Below are 19,556 nucleotides of genomic sequence, written 5' to 3'. Positions count from 1 at the left end.
ATCGGCACCGCGTTGGCTGACACGTCCAGTACATTGAGCCACCTCAAGATTTCACTGGTGAGCGCTTCAAACCGCGGTGGGGCCTTCTCGGTAGCGTCTCCAGGAAAAACCAACATCTTTGCCATATGCGCTCCATCCTAACGGTCGTTGCCATCCTGATCAGCTACGGATCGCTCTTTCCGTTCGACTTCGTGGCCAGCACGGACCTGCAGTCAGACATTCACGCGCTTTTTTCGACTTTCTCGATCCCCGTCAATCGCGGCGACCTGTTCGGCAACATTGTTCTGTTCATCCCCTACGGTCTTGTTTCCGCGATGGTTGCGGCGCCGTACAAACAACGACGTGCCGTGATCTTCACCCTCTTCGTTCTGGGCATGGCGCTTGCATTTGTACTGCAGTTTGTCCAGATCTGGCTTCCAAGCCGGGACGCCGCGGCAGGAGACGCGTTCATCAACGGGTTAGGCTTGATCATAGGCTTGGGCATCGGCTCCTCGTTGGTCCACCTGCGCCCCACCATGGCAGATCGACGCATTCGCATGGCGCTGATCCCCACCTCTCTTTTGCTGCTTTGGCTGGCATACCGGTGGTTTCCCTGGGTTCCCACACTGGATCTGCAAAACATCAAAAATGCGATCAAGCCTCTGTTGACCACGTCGGATTTCAATGGGGTCCGCGCCATCCACACGGCCGTTGCATGGCTGGTGTTCTTCAAAATTTCCGAATATGTGCGCAATGAACGGATTGCGCCGCAGTGGCTTGTACTGGTGGCCGTGCTCATCAACTTCGGCCAGTTGTTCTTCGTGGGTGGCAGCATTTCCATGAACAGCGCAGTGGGGCTGGCACTTGCCATCGTGGCCATGCCGTTGCTCAACGGACCCAATGCACTCGTCGGTCTCAGCCTGGCGTTGTTGGCAACGCTGCTTTTGTCCGGACTGCAACCGTTTGAATTCGCCACACCATTCAACACATTTCAGTGGATTCCCTTCTCGGGCTTCCTCAGTGGAAGCATGAGTACCAATTTTCTGGTGCTGCTCGAAAAAACCTACCTGTACGCGGCCCTGATTTTCCTGCTGCAGAAAAGCGGCGCCCGACCACTGCCCTCAACACTCATCTGCGCCGCATGGCTTGCAGTCATTGAAGCGTTCCAGATCATGGTGCAGGGACGTACAGCAGAAGTTACTGACCCCGTGTTCGCTTTGCTGATCGGCTATGTCATCGCCATGGTCGTCCGACACGAGATGACCACCTTCTCGAGTGCCCGCTGAATTGTCTGGAGGCGAGAAACCCGCGACCGTCGATGTCCGACAATCGCTGCGCATTGACCCGTTACGAAAACCACATACTGCACTGATGTCCATGCCCCCCCGCCACGTCGTCCACCTCATCTACCGCTTCACCACCGGCGGGCTTGAGAACGTCGTCGTCCAGCTCATCAACAACCTGCCTCACGGTGAGTTCCGGCACACCGTGGTGGCCGTCACCGACGCGGACCCTCAATTCGTCCAGCGCATCGAGCGCAAGGACGTTGACGTCATCTGCCTGAACAAGCCCCCAGGGCAGCCATTCGCCCTGTATCCCAAGACGTATCGCCTGCTGCGCCGCCTCAAACCCGCCGTGGTGCACACCTGCAACCTGGCGGCTCTGGAGTTCATGCCCATGGCGGCGCTGGCCGGTGTTCCCCTGCGGGTGCACGCCGAACACGGCATGGACATGGGCGAGATCAACACCAAGGGCTCGCGCTACCTCACCTTGCGCAAGATCTACAAACCCTTCGTGCACGAGTTCATTGCCGTGTCCAAGCCACTGCAGGGCTACTTGCAACGCAAGTTGGGCGTGGCGCCAGCCCACGTGCACCTCATTCCCAACGGCGTAGACACGCACATGTTCAGGCCACCGCAGGCGCAAGATCCGACACCACCCGGCTTCCCTTTCGAGCGTGATCGGCATTGGGTCATCGGCACCGTGGGGCGGCAGGTGCACATCAAGAATCCCTTGATGCTGGTGGATGCGTTCATCGGCCTGGCGCAGTCCGGCGTTGCCGGCACCGAGCGTTTGCGCCTGGCCATGGTGGGCGATGGCCCCCTGCTGGGGGAGATCGGCGAGCGCTTGCGCTCCGCGGGCCTGGAAGACCGGGCATGGCTGCCCGGCGTGCGCAGCGACGTGGCAGACATCCTGCGCTCGCTGGACTGCTTCGTGCTGCCATCGCTGTCCGAAGGCACCTCGTGCACCCTGCAAGAGGCCATGGCCACGGGGCTGCCCATTGTGGTCACCGATGTGGGCGGCAATGCCGAGTTGCTGGAGCACGGTGCGTGCGGTCGTCTCGTGCCTTCGGGAAAGGTCGAGGACCTGAAGTCGCAACTGCTCGAGCAACTTCAGGGGTCGGGCCGCGTGCAAGCCGCCGCCGCCCTCAACTCGGCTCGCCAACGTCACAGCCTCTCCGTGGTCATGCAGCACTACCGAGCGCTGTTCCTCGGCCGTTCGCGCTCCGTGGGCGCTGCAGGAGCAGGCCATGCGCCTTGATTCACACAGCAAACCCGGCATGACATCTTCATTCCCCAGCCAAAGCGCTATCGACCGCCGACATCGTGTGGTCATGAGCGGCCCGCTGCCACCGGCCATCGGCGGCATGGCCTCGGTCGTGGGAGCCCTCAGCAACTCCCAATTGACCAGCCAGACCCACCTGACACTGTTCGACACGGGCAAGAAAACGGCAGTCAACCGTACCCTGCTGCAAGGCATCCAGGCGCGCCTGCGGTTGATGCGCGATTGGTCCGCCCTGCTGGCCGGCCAACCCGGAACCATTGCCCATATCCACACCTGCAGCGGCTTCACCTTCTTTCTCGACGGCCTGCTCGCCTTCGTGGCCCGCCGCCACGGCTGCCGGGTGGTGTTGCACGTGCATGGTGGACTTTTCGACGCCTTTCTCGACGGGCTCAACCCCATCATGCTGCGCATCGCACAGCGCATCGCGCGCCGTGCCGATCTCGTGCTCGCCTTGTCGGAAGACTGGCGTGGGCGATTGGGGCAACGGTTGCCAGGCAGCCGCATCGCCGTGTTGCAAAACGGCGTGGCCGAACCCACCTGCGCGCCTCAACGCGGAGCCAACGACCGCCCCACCTTCCTCTTTCTGGGCAATTTGAGCCGCCTCAAAGGCGTGCCCGTGCTGCTGGATGCGCTGGAACTGGCCCAGGCCGACTGGTGCGTGCAATTGGCTGGCAACGAAGGAGAGCCTGGTTACACACAGTGGCTGAACACCGAGATCGAGCGCCGTGGCTTGGCGGGACGCGCCACACTGCTGGGCCCCGTGGTCGGCGAGGCCAAGCAACAGCTGCTGGCGCGGTCCGACGCCTTCGTGCTCCCCTCGCTTGCCGAAGGTCTGCCCATGTCATTGCTCGAAGCCATGGCAGCGAGCCTGCCTGTGGTGGCCACGAATGTGGGAGCGATTCCCGAAGTGATCAACGAAGGTGTGGAAGGCTATCTGGTGCCACCGAACGACGCTCGACTGCTGGCTGCGGCCATGGACCGAGTGGCGCACGCCAGCCAGCATCGCGACACCATGGGCCGCGCCGGTCATGCCAAGTACAAGGATCTCTACAGCGTGAATGCCATGGCGCAAACGCTACTGGATACTTACGACCGCGAGTTCGGTCTTCAGCGGCCTGCAGTTGGGCCGCAAAAGGCAACAAAGCAATGAGTGGCAATGCGTTCGAGGGGCTAAGCTTCCTGGGCCCTGCCCACCAAGCCTTTAAAAACAGCGATCAGCTTTTCTGCTTGCCGATCCATCGAATAGCGTTCGAGCGCCGTTTGCCGAGCTTGCTGCCCTACGCTCTGGCGCAGGGCTGGATCACGTAGCGCAGACAGGTGCTGCAGCCATTCACCCGGGCTGCGCGCCAAGAACCCGTTCACCCCCTGCTCGATCACCGGGTCATAAGCGGGAATGGGTGTGGCCACCACGGGCAGCCCCATCGCCATTTTCAATGTGAGCCGGTTTTCGGATTTCACCTTCCACGCTCCCGTGGAGTCGAGCACGCCTCCCACTTCGATGGGAATGATGCCAATGTCCGCCCGTTGCATGGCGTCGTACACCGAGTCGGCTCCCCAAGCTTCAAGCGAGATGCGGCGATTCACGAGGAACCGCAGGTATTGCGATCGCTCGCCCATGCCCGTCTTGACAGCCATTTGCCATCTGTGCTGCTGCCAACGCCGCCATACAGACTCTTTGGGCGGGTAGCGACCCACGATGGTGACCTTGAGCCAGCTCGGTGGATCCACCAACACGGGGAGCCGGTCCAAGGCTGCAGAAGTGACCAGCACGGCATTCAAAGGAGCGGCTTTCGAACCTGTTCGAGTGCCCCAATCAGTCTTTTGGATTTGCGGCCGCTCCACGCCGTCGTGAACCACGTGCACCTTGTCCTGCAGCTCCGCCGGATACAGGCTCTTGAGATAGTCCGTCACAACCACTGTTGTGTCCGTGGCGTCGCACATGGCCGGATTCACGAAGTCGCAAACTGCGAAAACGGTCTTGACACCCGCATGCCTCAGATCGCGAGCCAACGCCAACACGCTGTCGCCAAACACCTTCTGCAACACCACAACCTTGAAATTTCCAGCCTTGATCTTCTCAGCCAAGCCTGACACGTCAGGCGTCATGGTGCTGGTGGGCGGTTCAAAAACAATGTGTGGATCGAAGCCCGCTGCCCGCAAATAGGGAAGCATGTTGAGCACGACGATGCGGGTGCTGGGGATGGCGTTTTGCGTGTTTGACAGCAACACGAAGCCGACTCGAATCGAGGATTGCAGCATTGCGCTCGGTACTTGAAATCAAAAAATCGGTGCGTTGGTGATCGGCCAACACCTGCAATCTTCAATTATCCCTGACGAGCCCCAGTGCGGATGCGACGCGCTTGGCGCGCGAGCGGTGCAGTCCCAGCGAGGAGAGCGTGGCCAGCGCGAAGAACCGAGGTCGCTTGGTCCGCAAAGCAGCTGTCCACAAACAGCGGGTCGCTCGTGGATCACCATGGAAGTACAACCAGTATGCGAACTCGGACTGATGGTCACTCCAGATCTTGCGCTGACGGGCATTCAGAAGTCCACTGGGAATCCACTTCTCTCGCAACAAGAACTGACCATAGACAAATCGCGCGCTGGGCGCCACCCACAAAGTTCGAGTCAACGAGGTGGAGACGATTCGGTAGTCTGAGTAGATGCCTTCGACGTGTACAAACTGGTACTCATTGGCCAGTCTCAACCACATGTCGTAGTCTTCGATCGTCAGCCGGGTGTCGTATCCCCCGACCTTGGAGACTGCGTCACGGCGCATCGTCGAAGAAACAGGATGCACAAAGTTTCTGTTGACCAACTCTTCAAAAACCCGACCCGAAGGCAATCTGAAACCGGGACGCTGCTCCTCGAGAAACGTTTCGGGAAGCGCGTTGCCATGCTCGTCGATCTGCGCCGTATCAGAGTAGACCAGTGCCACATCTGGCGGCAAGTTTGCAAAAGCTTTCAAGTGGCTTTCAATCCGATCGGGACGCCATCTGTCATCGGCTGCGATCACGCACAGGAACTGCCCTTTGCCGAGCGCAATCGCCTCGTTCTGGGTCTGGCAAACGCCTGCGTTCACTCTGTGGGCGACAAACGTGCACTGTGTTCCAGTGCGGGTGATCCAGTCGGTGATGAGCGCAACTGAATCGTCGGACGAACAGTCATCCATGATGACCAGATCAAAATCCTGAAAGGTTTGTGCCCTGATGCTTTCAAGACATTCCACCACAAAGCGGGCGTGATTGAAGCAAAGCGCAATGACGCTGACTCGTGGGTTGGCCTGAGGAGATTTCATGAGCGATGTTGTGGTTGGTGTGCATCCAACCACGACCCGAGTGCGCAAACAGAATGCTGCCCAGCTGGTCAATCGATTGAACCCCATGGGGTATTCAATCATGAGGACACCCCACCGGCGCATGGCGCAAGGCCTCATTCGTGAACATCCTCACAGATGGACCGGGATAAATGCTCAGCTCATGCCCAGCACGCAACGGGGACCATGCTCAAGAGGCGAACCTGTCAGGCGTGGCGCGAGCCAATGACAAGCACTACACATCAAATCTGCAATCGTGAACTATCACATGATTGCAATTCCCCGATGGTCCCACGCGAAAACACAGCACTCTTACACCGAAAAAACGGACAACTCCTATCTAGATACCACCAGGACAGCAATCAGATCTCGCACCAGTGAATAGCGGGTGCCAAAACGCCGATATTGCCCGGACCACGTCGAAGTCAAAATCGACCAAAGCCGAGGCAATCTCCGCGTTTGAACAACACAGGCGTCCAACCACTGAAGCTTTTCAACAAAAACAGTAGCGTCTTTGAGTGCACTGACGCGAGGAACCAACTCTATATATCTTGCATATTCAATCAGCCGCGGAGTGCTGGGTGAGCGCAAAATTCCATACCAAACGTAATACCATTTATTCAATCCTACACCAATAACATTGTTAGAATGTTGGCGATAATCATACAAGCACTTGGGGGACACATCTATTCCAGCATGAAGCGCACACCAAACAGCCAACCAATAATCGTGAGGAAGGCCAGCGGGGACGGGCATTGCTGACAAAGCAGCCTCACGCCTGATTGCCATAGCAGCCCCGTTGATGTAGTTTCTGCAAGCCAATCGAACAATGGCATGGTTTGAAAATTCCAAAACATCTATAGCCGACAATCCATAGCGATTCAAAACAGATTCACCCGGAATCTCCTCGCCATTAGCACCAATCAACCGGCCATCGCTAAAAACCAGATCAGCGCGCGTCTTATTAAGCAAATCCAATGCTACTTGAATTTTATTTGACTGCCAACGATCATCTTGATCACAAAGGAAAAGGATATCAGCTTTTGCCGCCTTAATTCCTTGTGAAAAATTGCCCACGTATCCAAGATTTTCATCATTCCTGACGATACGAATTTCAATGTCCTGCTGAGCATTTTGGCCGATTATTTTATGTATGACTGCAAGTGTTCCATCGGTAGACGCATCATCGTAAATAGAAATTAAATCTGGCTTGCGATTTTGAGAAAAAATAGACTCCAACTGTTCGGCAATGTATCGCTCGCCATTAAAAGTGCAAATGATAATTTCGACCTGAGGTCGGGCATCCTCTTCAACAATTCCACTGGCGGAAATGAGCTTCATTTAGCCAAAACTACAACTTGCTTGAATCGCATATCATGCGTAAATGCAGGAAAGAGTCTGAATAGTATCCTGCGGAGAAGCCGTCCTTTCTCCCACCACTCATCATTGATGAAATTCACATCGATGATGGAAAAATTCATTTCAACAAACAAGCGCTCAACACTTTTACGCGTAAAGAATCTCAAGTGGGTTCTATCGCGAATGCCAATTTCTTCATAACGCCAATCTTTTTCAAATAGCAAATGCTCGAGACATTCTATGTGCCTCATATTGGGAACACAACACAAAATTCTCCCACCAGCTTTCAACTTTTTTCTTGCCAGCTCCAACGCAAAAACTGGATCAGGCATGTGCTCCAAAGAATCATTGAACGTAATCAAGTCAAAATAATTGTCCGGGATAGGATTGCGTGCGTGAAAAATGTCCTCCACTACGTGATCAAGTCTATGCCTCGCTTCTGCAGCACTATTGGTATCGGGTTCAATACCCCAAACTTCCATTGATCTAGAGTTTTTAAGAGCTGCGCCGAAACCACCTTCGTTACAGCCTACATCTAGAACTGTCACGACATCATGTGGTACAAGTTTCAGGAGTGGCGGTCGACTGTTATCCACGTAACGTGGACGGTTTGACAATGGATCAATCATAAATGCCTTCCAAATGAAAACTTAATTTGAATGCATACGACACCGTTTTTGAGCTGCCCACATCAAGAAATCGGCAACATTCTGGAGACTTTGCTGCGTATTAATTCCAAGAGTATCGATTCGGTACTTCTCGGACGGCCTGATATCGTCCAGAATAGGAGAATTGTAATTGCATATACAACAACTCCAAGAAACACCAGGAGTAACAATTGCACGGTACTCATCAACGCTGCCCCGTGCATTCCGACTACAAACTGTGCACCCCAAAGTGTCAGATACATCAGACAGGACGACGCCATTGGGCGCCACATAACGGCGAACAACCTAACCTTGGCAGCGCCCGTAACCGCGGTAAACACCCACACAATCCCGCAGAAACCCACCACGGCGGAGATGAGTTGCACATATGCAGCACCCAACGCACCGAATTGCACACTGAAGAACACAAGGGCTGGCAAGGTAAGAACCAATAAAACCGCGCCCAAGAGCGTATTGGCTTTGGGCTTGCCCATCGCAGACATCACGACGTACATATTACCTTGCAACGCGCCCACCAGACCGCACAGACCTAGTATCTGCATGATTGGAACAGCGTCAGTCCACTGGGACCCCAACAGAAGGTCAACGACCAGATCGGACAGACAGAACAGCCCCACGGCAACCGGAAACGCGATGAAACTGATGAGGCCATAGACCTCCAGGAAACGAGCGAGCAGTTTCTCCCTGGCTCGCGCGAGCTGCGCATAGGCAGGGTACACCGCGCGATTCAGCGGAGCAATGAGTTCGGTTGACGGCATAGCGGCAATTTCAGCCGCAAGCTTGTATACACCCAGGCCATGGCTGCCAACTGTGCGCCCCAGTATGAAATCTGTTGAGCGACTATTGAGAAACTGAATCAGGTTTGAGATGAACAACCACTTGGAGAAATTGAACAGGTCACCCCGTGCAGCCAGGGAGAATCGTGGGCGGTAGGGGTGCAGTGCGTAGCTGATCAGCACGTTCATGAACTTGCCAACGATGGTGGCGAAGATCAGCGCCCAGAAACTGCGCAAGGTGAAGGCCAGTACCAAGACCACCACAAACACCACGCAGCGCTTGGCAAGCAAGAAGGTGAATTCCATGCGGAAGTTCAGTTCCTTGCGAAAGGCCACCGTGCCTATGTTTTCGAACCCTCCGACCAAAGCACCGATGGCCAGCGCGGGCAGCATCAGTTCCAGACGGGGTTCGCGATAAAAGTTCGCCGCTGGCACGGCCATGACCACCAGAAAAACAGCAATAGCCGCACCAAAGATCACATTGAAGGTCCATGCGGTGTCGAAGTGGCTTCGGGCTGTGTCCTGTCTCTGAATGAGGGCGGAATCGAACCCGAAGGCGCCCATCAACTCCAGCAACGCCACCACAGCCATGGCCATGGCCACCAGGCCGAAGTCAGAGGGCGTGAGCAGGCGCACCAGCACCAGCGTGCTGATCAGCCCGATGCTTTTGTCCAGCAGCTTGAAGCCCATGAGCCATGCGGCTCCCTTGGCAATCTGTTTGCCGGTGGCGTGTGGTGCTGTCATGTCTTGGGTCAGGTCTGTTTCGGGGATGCACTGCAACACCGCGGCGAAACGGAGCGGGAATCTGCATCGTGAGTCACGGGGCAACGCGCGACACGCGGTCAAACAATCGACCCAGACTACCGGTCTGCGAGCTTCGTGAATAGGCCTGCACCAAATGCCGGTTGAGCGCGAGGGCGTTCTCTTGTTCACGGCTTGCGTTGGCGTGCAGCGAGGCCAGGAGCGATTCGCGAATGGACTCCTTCGAATGGATGTCCGCAATGTGAACGCCATGGAATCTGCGCAACTGGCCAGCGGTTCCACCCTCGGGGTCGACCACGGCCAGGATGGGCCTCTCCGACCGCAGGTACTCGTAGATTTTGGCCGGTATCTGCGTGTTGAAGTTGCTGCCCTGAAAAACGAGCAGCAGGTCGGACCCCGTCATTTCCGCAATGGCACGGTGGTACGGAATCGGTGGCCCGACTTCAACGCAATTGGTCAAGCCGTAGCGCTCGGCGCACGCCATGACTTCTTCGCCATGGTGTGGAGCCCGAAAACGAATACAAAGGCGCCGGGCATCCAGGTGGCCTTCGTCAATGAGTTCGCACACGGCGGCAAAGAAGGTTGAGGGATCGCGGTCCTTGGGGTAGATCAGGCCGCTGTGCAACAGGAGCAGCGTGCCGTCTGCAACGCCCTCACGCAAGGGCACAACCTGTTCAAAAGCTTCTTCGTCGTACCCGTTTTCGATCACATGGCATTTGGCGGCGTGGTCGGGGTAGCGTCGCTGGTATTCCTGCGCGGCGCTCGCAGTGGTGAACACACAAGCCGACGCGTGACGCAACACGTTGGCCTCCAGCCATTGCCACAGGCGACGCTGGGTTTTGTCGGCGGGGTAGTCTCGGTTCACCATGGGGTCGCGAAAATCAGCCACCCAGGGAATGCCGCTGAGGCGAGACAAGCTGCCACCGATGAGATGGGCCGTGGAAATGGGATACGTGCTCCAGATGATGTCAGGGCGTTTGCGTCGGATCTCGCGCATCCCGGCCCATACAGCTGGCAACCACCAACTGGACCAACGATCTGGCAGCGCAAAGACTCGCGGATACTTCCCTTTGATAGACATATGGCGCGCGGCATCCAGTGCCCCGGCTCTGACAATTCGAGTCTGTGAGGGTATCGATGAAACCAGATCGTTTCGCACATCTTCAAATGCGCGCGGTGTGACCGCCACAACGGAAGTATCCCAACCTTGCTGCGGTAAATACTTCACAAAATTGAGCGTGCGCAGAATGCCACTGCTGCCAGCCTGAGGTGGGAAATGAAAGGCAACCATCAAGGCCTGCTTGTGCTGCGAGGCTTCCTCCTCGAGCATTGGCGCACGGCGCATAAGATTGCGAGCAAACTGCAGAAACATTCTCCCTTGGCTGGGACCCCATGGCGTAAAGCGCGGGATTTGAAGAGGAGAAGTGCCGGCAGAAGCGACGCCTCGCAACGTAGTGAATGCATACCGGTATCCGGCACGGCGTACCATCTCGATATGCTCGGGGCCAAAATCCTTGCCGGGTGCACCATTGGGATAGGCAAATGCAACAACCTTTCCCCTGATCAACGATTCCAGCTGTTCGCGCGCACCAGCAATTTCTTCATAGGCTTGGCGCTCCGTGCAGCGGCTCAAGATGGGGTGGGTCACCGAGTGTCCGCCAATTCCAAAACCACGTGCATGCAGATCGCGCAAATCAGCCACCTCCATGGACGGCGCATTGACACGCGTTGTTCCTGTATGATTCTCGAGTTCCACGAGTAGGCGCTCTTTGGTCTCTGGGTCCTGGTACTTCAAAAATGCATCCAGTTGGCGGATGGTGTGCTGTCGCTGTGCAACAGTATCAAAGCCCATGCCATCCAAACCGGCATCTTTCAAAAGAAGCGTATCGGTGCCCGGAGGAGCCGCTGCAACCGCGTGCAATATCCGCTCATTCCACATGGGCAGTCCGGCGACGTATTGGCCTGAAGTCACAAAAAAAGTGGCATGAACTCCGAGTCGTTCCAACACAGGAACAACAGCCATCCGCCAATCCGGATAACCATCATCGAAGGTGATGCAAGCGGCATTGTCAGGAAGATTCCCAGCTCTGAGCGCGATCAATGCATCTTCCAACGGAAGAATGCGAAAGCGGCGCAGGGTAGCGTGCAACACGGCCGTGAAATCGTCCAGATCGAGTTCGGCCGGACTCAGGGGATGCCGCGTGACGGGAACCTTGTGAAACACCAGGGTCGTCAACTTCCCGCGCGAGATCAGTTTGAGCATGGGGTCCTATTCGTTGTCGCGCACCGAGCAACCATCTATGCCTTTGGCTTCTTCAACGTTACAAGTATCCAGCCGCGCAAAAATTGCAGGAAATTGAATCGACTTGTTATCCGTTCATATGCAACACCCAGCAAGAACAAGGCACCATTGAACATCAAGTAGTTGGGATATTGATTCAAATAAGCAAAAGACTTCACTTGCAAGCCGGACTGCGCCGACAAGCGATGCACATCTGCTCGGGTATTGGTACGGTAAGCAATCGGAAATGTATCTTCCTCAGGCCGTCCTTCGACCGCTTTCACTATGCGTGCATGAAATCGATTGGGAATCATTTTGGCAATCAGTGTCGCATAGTCCCACATATTTGCAGTTAAAAATACCACCTGCCCACCCGGGCGCAGAATGCGATAAAACTCCTGATAAACTGCAGCGGGATCCTCTAAATGCTCAAAAACGCTTCGAGACATGATCAAATCGACGCACTCATCTGGCAGCGGAATATGAGCCAGATCGGAATTGAAGGCCTCAATGCCCGCAGGTACATCCACAAACTCAACCATCTCCACCCCAATGAGGCGGCTGCCCTGATTCAAATACTTTCTCAGCACTGGCATGCCCCGTCCACATCCTGCGTCGAGCAAGGTAGCGGAAGGCTGAAGGAGTTCCGAAACTCTTTCCTCGAATGTGCGGTAAGGGTGCGTTTTCGCAGAGTAAAAATGTTTAAGAAATTTTTCGGCCAAAGCTGTCATCTTGATGCTCTCGAACGGTTGTCGAATTAGGACAGTAGAAGCTCTTTACCCAAGCTCGCCAGCAAGGCAATTTCTGTCCGACTTGCCACCAAGCCGTCGTACACATAAATATTGCCTTGCACAAAGTCTTCATGTATTCGGTCGGAAATACTGATGAAGTCATTCATGTCGACACATGACTCGAGATACTTAACGGGATCGAGTTTTTCGTGTTTGGACCAATGCAGGAATACCTTGCCGCACTTGGGATCCAGGCAGCTTTGCACAAAGGGACCACCGTTCGAGTCGCCCAGCGATGGTGAAGCAAAAACTGAGCAGCTCAATCCCAACGCCAAAAGAATCAATTCGCGTCTCGATGTCATCGTTTTGCCCTTTTCATCGCCAGATGATCTGCCAATCTCAGTGACAGCGCCACAATCGTCAATGTCGGGGGAACATGGCTACCGGTGGTGAACACCGAGCTGCCTGCCACGTACAAATTGGCCGTGCCGAAAACCAACTGATTGCGGTCTACAACACCGGTTCTCTCGTCCGCAGCCATTCGTGTGGTGCCCATATGGTGATGACCAAAACCCATCTGGTCCGCAAACATTCGCTCTGACTGTTCCTTCAGAAGCCGGAGTCTGCCCAGTGAATGCAATCCGAATTCCTTTCCCAGCAACAGGAGACCCGACCACATCATGTCAATGTCTCGCTGTTCGAGTGTCCAATCAATCAACACTTTTCGCAAACCCAAACGATCTTTCGCCTGCCCAAGCTTGACCCTGTTGTTTCGACTGGGGGTCTGCTCCATCATGACGTGAACCCCAAATCCCGCAAGGTCTTCTGCGTGAGGAAATATCCTTTTGTTGAACGACTTTCTCGAAATGGCCTCTGCGACCATATCAATATCGAAAATCAAATTGCTCAAATGGGTAAATGCATCGTCTGGCAACTCACCTTTGATCAGATTGTCTTTAAGGATATGAAAGGAAGAAATCCCGTCAGACAAATCATAATTATTGGAATTGAAGAAGAACAATTTGGCATTTGTAATTTTGTGATCGCGGAGTGTGCCTTCCGAATACTCAAAATTCAAGCCGATATTTCGTTCACCCAATGATGCAGATCGATCCTTCGCCAGTTCAGGCGACGTGGTAAACACCGACGCAGGCCTGACAGTTGGGTGGTCCATAAAATAGCGACCGACATTGTCGTGCTGATTGCCGAGCGCATTCTCATATTTCATGTTGAAATGAAGAAGCATCCTTGCATTTTCGATTCCACCCATGCAAAGAATGAAGGTATCAGCAACAATGCTGTGAACGATCTTCCCGTCTGAGGTGAATGATGCTTCACGGATCTGCTTGGTCTTTTTGTCGAAGACCACATCCACCAGACTGGCATGTTTGTAGATGTCAATCCGGTCAGAACGCTCGAGATCCGGTCCGTATTTCTGAAAGAACCGTGTGGGGGGTCTTGCTGCCTTCGCAATCTTTGTTTGAATGATTCCCGAGCGACTAAAGGGTGATTCCAGCCCCAACCGTTTCAACCAATATTCAGGATCGTAACCATCGGCATCAACACCGCAATACTCTCCGGCTTTTGGATAGTACTTTTCGACATCGCCATAAGAGATGGGCCATCCACTGTTTTCAATCCAGGCACGTTTTTCAAAATCAATCTTTGAAAATGGTATAGCGTTGTTCAACCAGTGGTTACTGGTTCCTCCCAACACTCTCAACCTCGAATACAGAGGATCCGGATGAAGGCCATCAGCCTTCTCTGCTTCATTCAACTCTTGAATTTTTTCATCATACGAATCACCACCGGATTCCAGAACAACGACTTTGAGGGAATGGGCCTTCAGCTCGTTTGCCAACGTAATTCCAGCGACGCCTGCACCAATGATGCAGATATCCGCCTTCAATCTCATGCGATCTCGGGCTGATGCACCATCAATTAACATTCAATTTTTCCTTCAATTTCGACATATAGAATGGTATTAATGCAAAGAACCAGATGGCAGTTTCCGCATTCTTATGGTCAGAAGTCATGCCTGCGAGCATCAGACACAGCAATCCCATGCAAAGTCCGATCACCAACAGATGGAGCGTTTGCTGGTCTTCCCGCACATCCATTTTTATCAACTTGGGCAAGTGCATCAAACAACGTATTATGATGAAAAGATACAAACCTGCTCCAATCAATCCGTGGTCCACCAAAAGCGACATCACAAAATTGTGTGAAGCACGCCCGGCCTGTTCCGAAGTTGTAATGGTGGTAAGAAATTCCTCGGGGATATAGGTGGGACTCAGGATCAAGGTGCCTTGGTGTCCGTGACCCAACAGGAATGCATCCTTGAACATGATCAACTGTGCTTCAGCGATATATATCCGTGATCTTGCACTCAAATCCACCACTTCACCGTATTCATCCAGTGCAACCGTATCAAATCGATTGAACAGCGCACCTCCAAACTCGATCGATGCCAGAACAATTGAAATTCCGGCAAGTATATAGAGCTTTCGACGTATCCTTTTCGGGCTGAAGAGCAGCATCAGGACTCCGGTGAGTCCAATAGCGACATACACACCTCGACTGCCCGCCATCACAATGGTTTTGACAAGCACCGCCAACAACAAGCCAAGCAGCAAATAGTGCCAGAATCGCCTGTGCTTTGCCAACATCAAGTAGGCCCCGGCAAACAAGATTGCCGCCACATGCTGCGACATTTGATTGGCAGATTCAATGGAAGGCCCTCCAATCCCATTCAATCGACCGCCACCCAATCGGGTCATTCCCAAATATCCAAAATAACTACAACCGATCATCGCAATAATGACAAATGCACGCAAATCATTTTCATCTCGAACAGATCCTTGAATCAAGAATATCAAGACCAGGAAATTGATCACTTGTTCGGCATATTGCAAATGGATCTTGACATTCAAAGCCCACAACAACTGTATCCAGACAAAGATTGCGAACACGAGAAACACCTTGGTTTCTACAAATCGAAATCCCTCAAATCGGCCTTTGTTCTTGATTGCAATTGAAAGCAATGTAATGACAGCGGCCGTCAGAGACCAACGCCAGTCAGGCAGATCCTCTCCCCACCATCTGACGGGGGGGTGAAGATAAAAAGCCATCAGATAGGCACATAAGCCATAAAACGGCCGGGAGACAACCGCCATGATCAGTAGCGATATGTATGCAACGAGGAAGGTCAGCGCAAAAACAGACACTGCTCACCTTTCCCGGAAATGGGCAAGCTTGTCAATCGTCGATTTGTACATTCAACACTCTTTTAAAAATTGTCCACCTTGAACGTTGAAATGAATCGCCTTTTGGGCTATCGCAGCACGCCCTTGGTGTCAATCACGACCTTGTCCTTGATGACCTGCGGATCAATGGCAGTGAATTCGGAATGGTCCACCAGCAGCAGCAGGATGTCGGCTTCCTTGAGCACATCCTTCAGGTCGTACAGGGGAAACGAGACCTTGTCCTTGGCGACATTTGGATCGCAGGCCATGACCTTGCCGATGCCAGATTTGAGCAGGTGCTCGACGATGTCCATGGACGGCGACTCGCGCATGTCATCGATGTTGGCTTTGAAGGTGAGGCCCAGGGCACCGATGACAGGATCCTTGAAACGCTGTGCCTTGGCACGCACCTTTTCAATCACCCAATGTGGCTTGGAGTCGTTGACCTCCCGCGCCGTGCGGATGAGGCGCGCCTCTTCAGGGGCGCTAGACACGATGAACCAAGGATCCACCGCAATGCAATGCCCGCCCACGCCTGGCCCGGGTTGCAGGATGTTGACGCGGGGGTGGCGGTTGGCCAGAGCGATGGTTTCCCATACGTTGATACCCAAGCGGTCGCAAATGATGGAGAGCTCGTTGGCGAAAGCAATGTTCACGTCGCGAAACGAGTTTTCGACGAGCTTGGACAACTCGGCCGTGCGGCTGTCTGTTTCCAGGATCGCGCCATTGCAGAAGGTTTTGTAAAGCGTCCTTGCCTTGGCAATGGCAGCCTTGGTGGTGCCACCGATGATGCGGTCGTTGTCAACCAACTCACGCAGGATGTGGCCCGGCAGCACACGCTCAGGGCAATGGGCCGTGTGCACCTTGCCCGCGAGTTCGGGGCGCTCGGTGGCGATGATCTTTTCGATCACTTCGGTGGTGCCCACTGGGGAAGTGGACTCAAGAATCACCAGGTTGTCTTCGCGCAGGTAGGGCACGATGGCCCGCGTGGCGGCTTCCACGTAGCTCAGGTCGGGCGCCTTGGGGTTGCCGCCCTCTTCCTTGAACGGCGTGGGCACGGCCAGGATGAAGGTGTCGCCTTCTTCGGGCGTGAGCGATGCGCGCAGGTTGCCGCTGTTGACGGCGGAGCGAACGAGGATGTCAAGGTCGGGCTCGACGATGTGGATGCGCCCCGAGTTGATGGTGTCCACCGCCTTGGCGTTGACGTCCACACCCAGCACCTGGTGCCCCTTTGTTGCCAACATGGAGGCGGTGGGCAGACCGATGTAGCCCAGGCCCATGACGACGATCTTTTGCAGTTCTCTTGCCATTTCAGTTCTCTTTCGCGTTGTTTGAATTCTGTTTCAGGACTTCGGCGGCTGCGTCCATGAGCAGCTTGACGCCAATCCCGTTGAGGTGCGTGTCGTGCGGTCCCATGTCCAGACGCAGGGTCGACCGACGCTGGTGCTCGCGATACAGGGGCTCTCCCCGCACGACCAATTGCCCTCGCTCGAGCAAACGTTGGGCCAGATGGTAGCCCTCGTCGGGTTTGTTACCGCCAGTTTCGAGGTTGCGTCGTTTCATGTCGATGACAAACACCACACGAATGTCTTTCATGGTCTCGAATTGCCGAAAGAACTCGTTCACTGCCGCGTCAACCACCTTCTTTTGTTCTGGCTCGAGAGGCGCTGGGGCCGTTGAAGCCGCAGTCGCCGCCGGGTCCATGTTCGGCTTGGCAGCTTCGGAAGGCGCCCCCGTTCCCCAGAAATCGGTCGACGTCAGACGCGATGCGCTGAACTTGAGTTGGCTGTTGACGTATTGGGCGAGTGCCGACTCGCGCAACACGTCCTTGAGAGGGCTGGATGGAGGGCGCCGGCGCAGGGCAGGCTCCAAGGTGTCGGGCAGCAGGCAACGTGCATGCACGTTGCCGGAGCCGCACAATGCCTGGCTGGCGTCCACATGCTCCATCAGCACGACGAAAGTTCGCAGCCCCAGCGTCTGATAGGCCCATTCGATGCGCTCGGCGTAGTCCAGCAGAGAAGAGCCTGGACCACCCATGGCGTAGACCAACCGCCCACCCAGAGCCCGACCCAACTGGGCCGCGGGTCGGTCGGCCGGAGGCAGCATGGACGCTTCGACATAGCTGTCACCGATCAAGCCCACTGCGTCGCTGCCCGAGACAAAATCGTGCTCGGCCGCGAACCCCATGTTGTTGCTGCGCATGTGCTGCACATTGCGCAGATCCCAGCCCGTGGCCATGGTCCATTCGTGGTGAGGTGGGTAGGTGAGCAGGTTGGGCGTGAGGTGGTAGTCGGTGCGGGTGGCGGTGGACACCGGCAAGACGCGCAAGACCAGTTCGGCCGCAACGATCACGGCCAGAACACCAGACAACAGGAGCAGTATGCGTTTGATCACGTTAGAAATTGAAGTAGATGAAGGCGCCCGCCACGCCGCGGCTGTTGTTAAGCAGGATCAACAGGGCAATCAAGGTGAGGCTGGCACCGGCCACAAAAGCCACCCGTGCCTCTCGCCCCTGGACCAAGGCCCGCAGGCTGACGCCCAACTCGTTGCTGTTTCTGGGCCAGAGCGCCACGCCGGTCAGGACGACGCAAAACCACCAACCTGTTGTCGCATTCAGACCGGCGTTCCACAGCACGGTGCCCGATTCAACTTGCACCACGTTCAACATGGCCGCGTAAATGGAAAGAGCTCCGTCCAGTGACGGCGAGCGGAACAGCACCCAGGCGAACATCACGCACAACATGGTGAGCGCCCAGGACAGCACCTTGAAGGCCACGGATCTGGCACCCGATGGCTGAGCGCGAGGGATGTCGCTGGTGCCGCGCAGCCTGGACCAAACCTGTTGGATCACGAGATAGAGGCCGTGCAGCGTGCCCCACAGCACAAAAGACCAGCTCGCGCCGTGCCAGAGCCCGCCCAGGATCATCGTGGTCAGCAGGTTGGCGTACCGGCGCACGTCTCCCCGCCGGTTGCCGCCCAGGGCGATGTAGAGATAGTCGCGCAGGAACGCGGAGAGGGACATGTGCCAGCGCCGCCAGAACTCGCTGATGTTGGTGGCCAGGTACGGAGAATTGAAGTTGAACGGCAGGCGGATGTTGAGCATCCAGGACAGGCCAACAGCCATGTCGGAGTAGCCGGAAAAATCGAAATACAGCTGCAATGTGTAGGCCAGCGCCCCCAGCCAGGCTTCCTCGGTGGTGGGGGCGCTGCCCTCCTCTGCTCCATCAAACACGGCATCGGCGTACGGACTCACGCCATCGGCCAGAACCACTTTTTTGAACAAACCGAGCGCAAAGATGCCCAGCCCGATGCCGAGGTTGGTGAAGTTGAAGCGGTAGGTTTCCGCGCGCGCGAACTGCGGCATCATCTGCGCGTGATGGAGCACCGGTCCGGCCACGAGGTGCGGAAAGTAGGTCACGAACAGGCCGTAGTGCACAAAGCTCGGTTCACGCACGCCCTTGGCGTACGAATCCACCAGAAAGGCGATCTGGGTGAAGGTAAAGAACGAGATGCCGATGGGCAGCACGATCTGACCCAGGCTCCACTCGGTGCCCGCCAGCGCATTGATGTTGGACAGCAGAAAACCCGCGTACTTGAAGTAGGCCAGCAACAGCAGGTTGGTGGCCACGCCGAAGGTGAGCCACGCTTTTGACCGCTGCGCGCCGATGCGCTGCCCAACCACATGGTTGAATGTGATCGAGACCAACAGCAACAGCGTGAACTCGGGTATCCAAGCTGCATAGAACACCAACGAGGCGAGGAAAAGCCACAGTGCCGCGCCCCGCTCCGACCATCTTCCGATGACGAAAAAGCCGGCCAGCACGACGGGCAGGTACACCCAGGCAAAAAGAGCGGACGTGAACAGCATGGGCCTGGA

At 55.4% G+C, this 19,556-nt stretch carries 16 protein-coding genes; 3 read left to right on the top strand and 13 right to left on the bottom strand.

The genetic code is table 11. The features are described from left to right. Positions 1-125 precede the first annotated feature (125 nt). The 3 genes from IV113_RS14285 (at position 126) to IV113_RS14275 (ending at position 3,694) form a co-directional block, all read left to right on the top strand. Complete coding sequence (locus IV113_RS14285) at positions 126-1,265, top strand: VanZ family protein (RefSeq protein ID WP_291086282.1); 1,140 nt, start codon at positions 126-128, stop codon at positions 1,263-1,265. Positions 1,266-1,350: 85 nt separating this feature from the next. Further along, entirely contained in the window at positions 1,351-2,520 is a 1,170-nt protein-coding gene (locus IV113_RS14280; protein ID WP_291086280.1) for a TIGR03088 family PEP-CTERM/XrtA system glycosyltransferase, read from the top strand. Positions 2,521-2,539: 19 nt separating this feature from the next. After that, complete coding sequence (locus tag IV113_RS14275; protein WP_291086278.1) at positions 2,540-3,694, top strand: glycosyltransferase family 4 protein; 1,155 nt, start codon at positions 2,540-2,542, stop codon at positions 3,692-3,694. A 20-nt stretch (positions 3,695-3,714) separates the two neighbouring features. Here the strand turns inward: IV113_RS14275 and IV113_RS14270 are convergent, their stop codons facing one another. From IV113_RS14270 to IV113_RS14210, 13 genes are all read right to left on the bottom strand, one after another. Further along, positions 3,715-4,803 (bottom strand): glycosyltransferase, encoded by a 1,089-nt coding sequence (locus IV113_RS14270; protein WP_291086277.1) that lies wholly within the window; start codon positions 4,801-4,803, stop codon positions 3,715-3,717. 61 nt (positions 4,804-4,864) lie between these two features. Beyond that, positions 4,865-5,839 (bottom strand): glycosyltransferase, encoded by a 975-nt coding sequence (locus IV113_RS14265; protein ID WP_291086275.1) that lies wholly within the window; start codon positions 5,837-5,839, stop codon positions 4,865-4,867. Positions 5,840-6,193: 354 nt separating this feature from the next. Beyond that, positions 6,194-7,198: a glycosyltransferase gene (locus IV113_RS14260; RefSeq protein WP_291086273.1), complete on the bottom strand. Its 1,005-nt coding sequence runs from the start codon at positions 7,196-7,198 to the stop codon at positions 6,194-6,196. Further along, a complete protein-coding gene (locus IV113_RS14255) occupies positions 7,195-7,764 on the bottom strand; it encodes a class I SAM-dependent methyltransferase (protein WP_291086271.1) in 570 nt (189 codons plus the stop codon). Before IV113_RS14255 ends, IV113_RS14260 begins: the two co-directional genes overlap by 4 nt. A 143-nt stretch (positions 7,765-7,907) precedes the next feature. Then, positions 7,908-9,404: a lipopolysaccharide biosynthesis protein gene (locus tag IV113_RS14250; protein ID WP_291086269.1), complete on the bottom strand. Its 1,497-nt coding sequence runs from the start codon at positions 9,402-9,404 to the stop codon at positions 7,908-7,910. A gap of 73 nt (positions 9,405-9,477) precedes the next feature. After that, positions 9,478-11,685: a polysaccharide deacetylase family protein gene (locus tag IV113_RS14245; protein WP_291086267.1), complete on the bottom strand. Its 2,208-nt coding sequence runs from the start codon at positions 11,683-11,685 to the stop codon at positions 9,478-9,480. Positions 11,686-11,720: 35 nt separating this feature from the next. Continuing rightward, positions 11,721-12,434, bottom strand: a complete 714-nt coding sequence (locus IV113_RS14240) for a class I SAM-dependent methyltransferase (protein WP_291086265.1) — start codon at positions 12,432-12,434, stop codon at positions 11,721-11,723. Positions 12,435-12,460: 26 nt separating this feature from the next. Beyond that, complete coding sequence (locus IV113_RS14235; protein WP_291086263.1) at positions 12,461-12,796, bottom strand: hypothetical protein; 336 nt, start codon at positions 12,794-12,796, stop codon at positions 12,461-12,463. Beyond that, entirely contained in the window at positions 12,793-14,382 is a 1,590-nt protein-coding gene (locus IV113_RS14230) for a GMC family oxidoreductase (RefSeq protein ID WP_291086261.1), read from the bottom strand. The genes IV113_RS14235 and IV113_RS14230 overlap by 4 nt, the downstream gene beginning before the upstream one ends. Further along, positions 14,372-15,661: an O-antigen ligase family protein gene (locus IV113_RS14225; RefSeq protein ID WP_291086259.1), complete on the bottom strand. Its 1,290-nt coding sequence runs from the start codon at positions 15,659-15,661 to the stop codon at positions 14,372-14,374. Before IV113_RS14225 ends, IV113_RS14230 begins: the two co-directional genes overlap by 11 nt. A 107-nt stretch (positions 15,662-15,768) precedes the next feature. Next, on the bottom strand, positions 15,769-16,989 hold the full coding sequence (wecC, locus tag IV113_RS14220; RefSeq protein ID WP_291086257.1) for a UDP-N-acetyl-D-mannosamine dehydrogenase: 1,221 nt from the start codon (positions 16,987-16,989) through the stop codon (positions 15,769-15,771). Position 16,990: 1 nt separating this feature from the next. Further along, positions 16,991-18,049, bottom strand: a complete 1,059-nt coding sequence (locus IV113_RS14215) for a hypothetical protein (RefSeq protein WP_291086255.1) — start codon at positions 18,047-18,049, stop codon at positions 16,991-16,993. 25 nt (positions 18,050-18,074) lie between these two features. Then, positions 18,075-19,547 (bottom strand): MBOAT family protein, encoded by a 1,473-nt coding sequence (locus tag IV113_RS14210; protein WP_291086253.1) that lies wholly within the window; start codon positions 19,545-19,547, stop codon positions 18,075-18,077. Between the last annotated feature and the right edge of the window lie 9 nt (positions 19,548-19,556).

This window comes from Hydrogenophaga sp., from assembly GCF_018780385.1.
Lineage (GTDB): Bacteria > Pseudomonadota > Gammaproteobacteria > Burkholderiales > Burkholderiaceae_C > Hydrogenophaga.
This window is presented reverse-complemented; position numbering and strand designations above follow the sequence as displayed.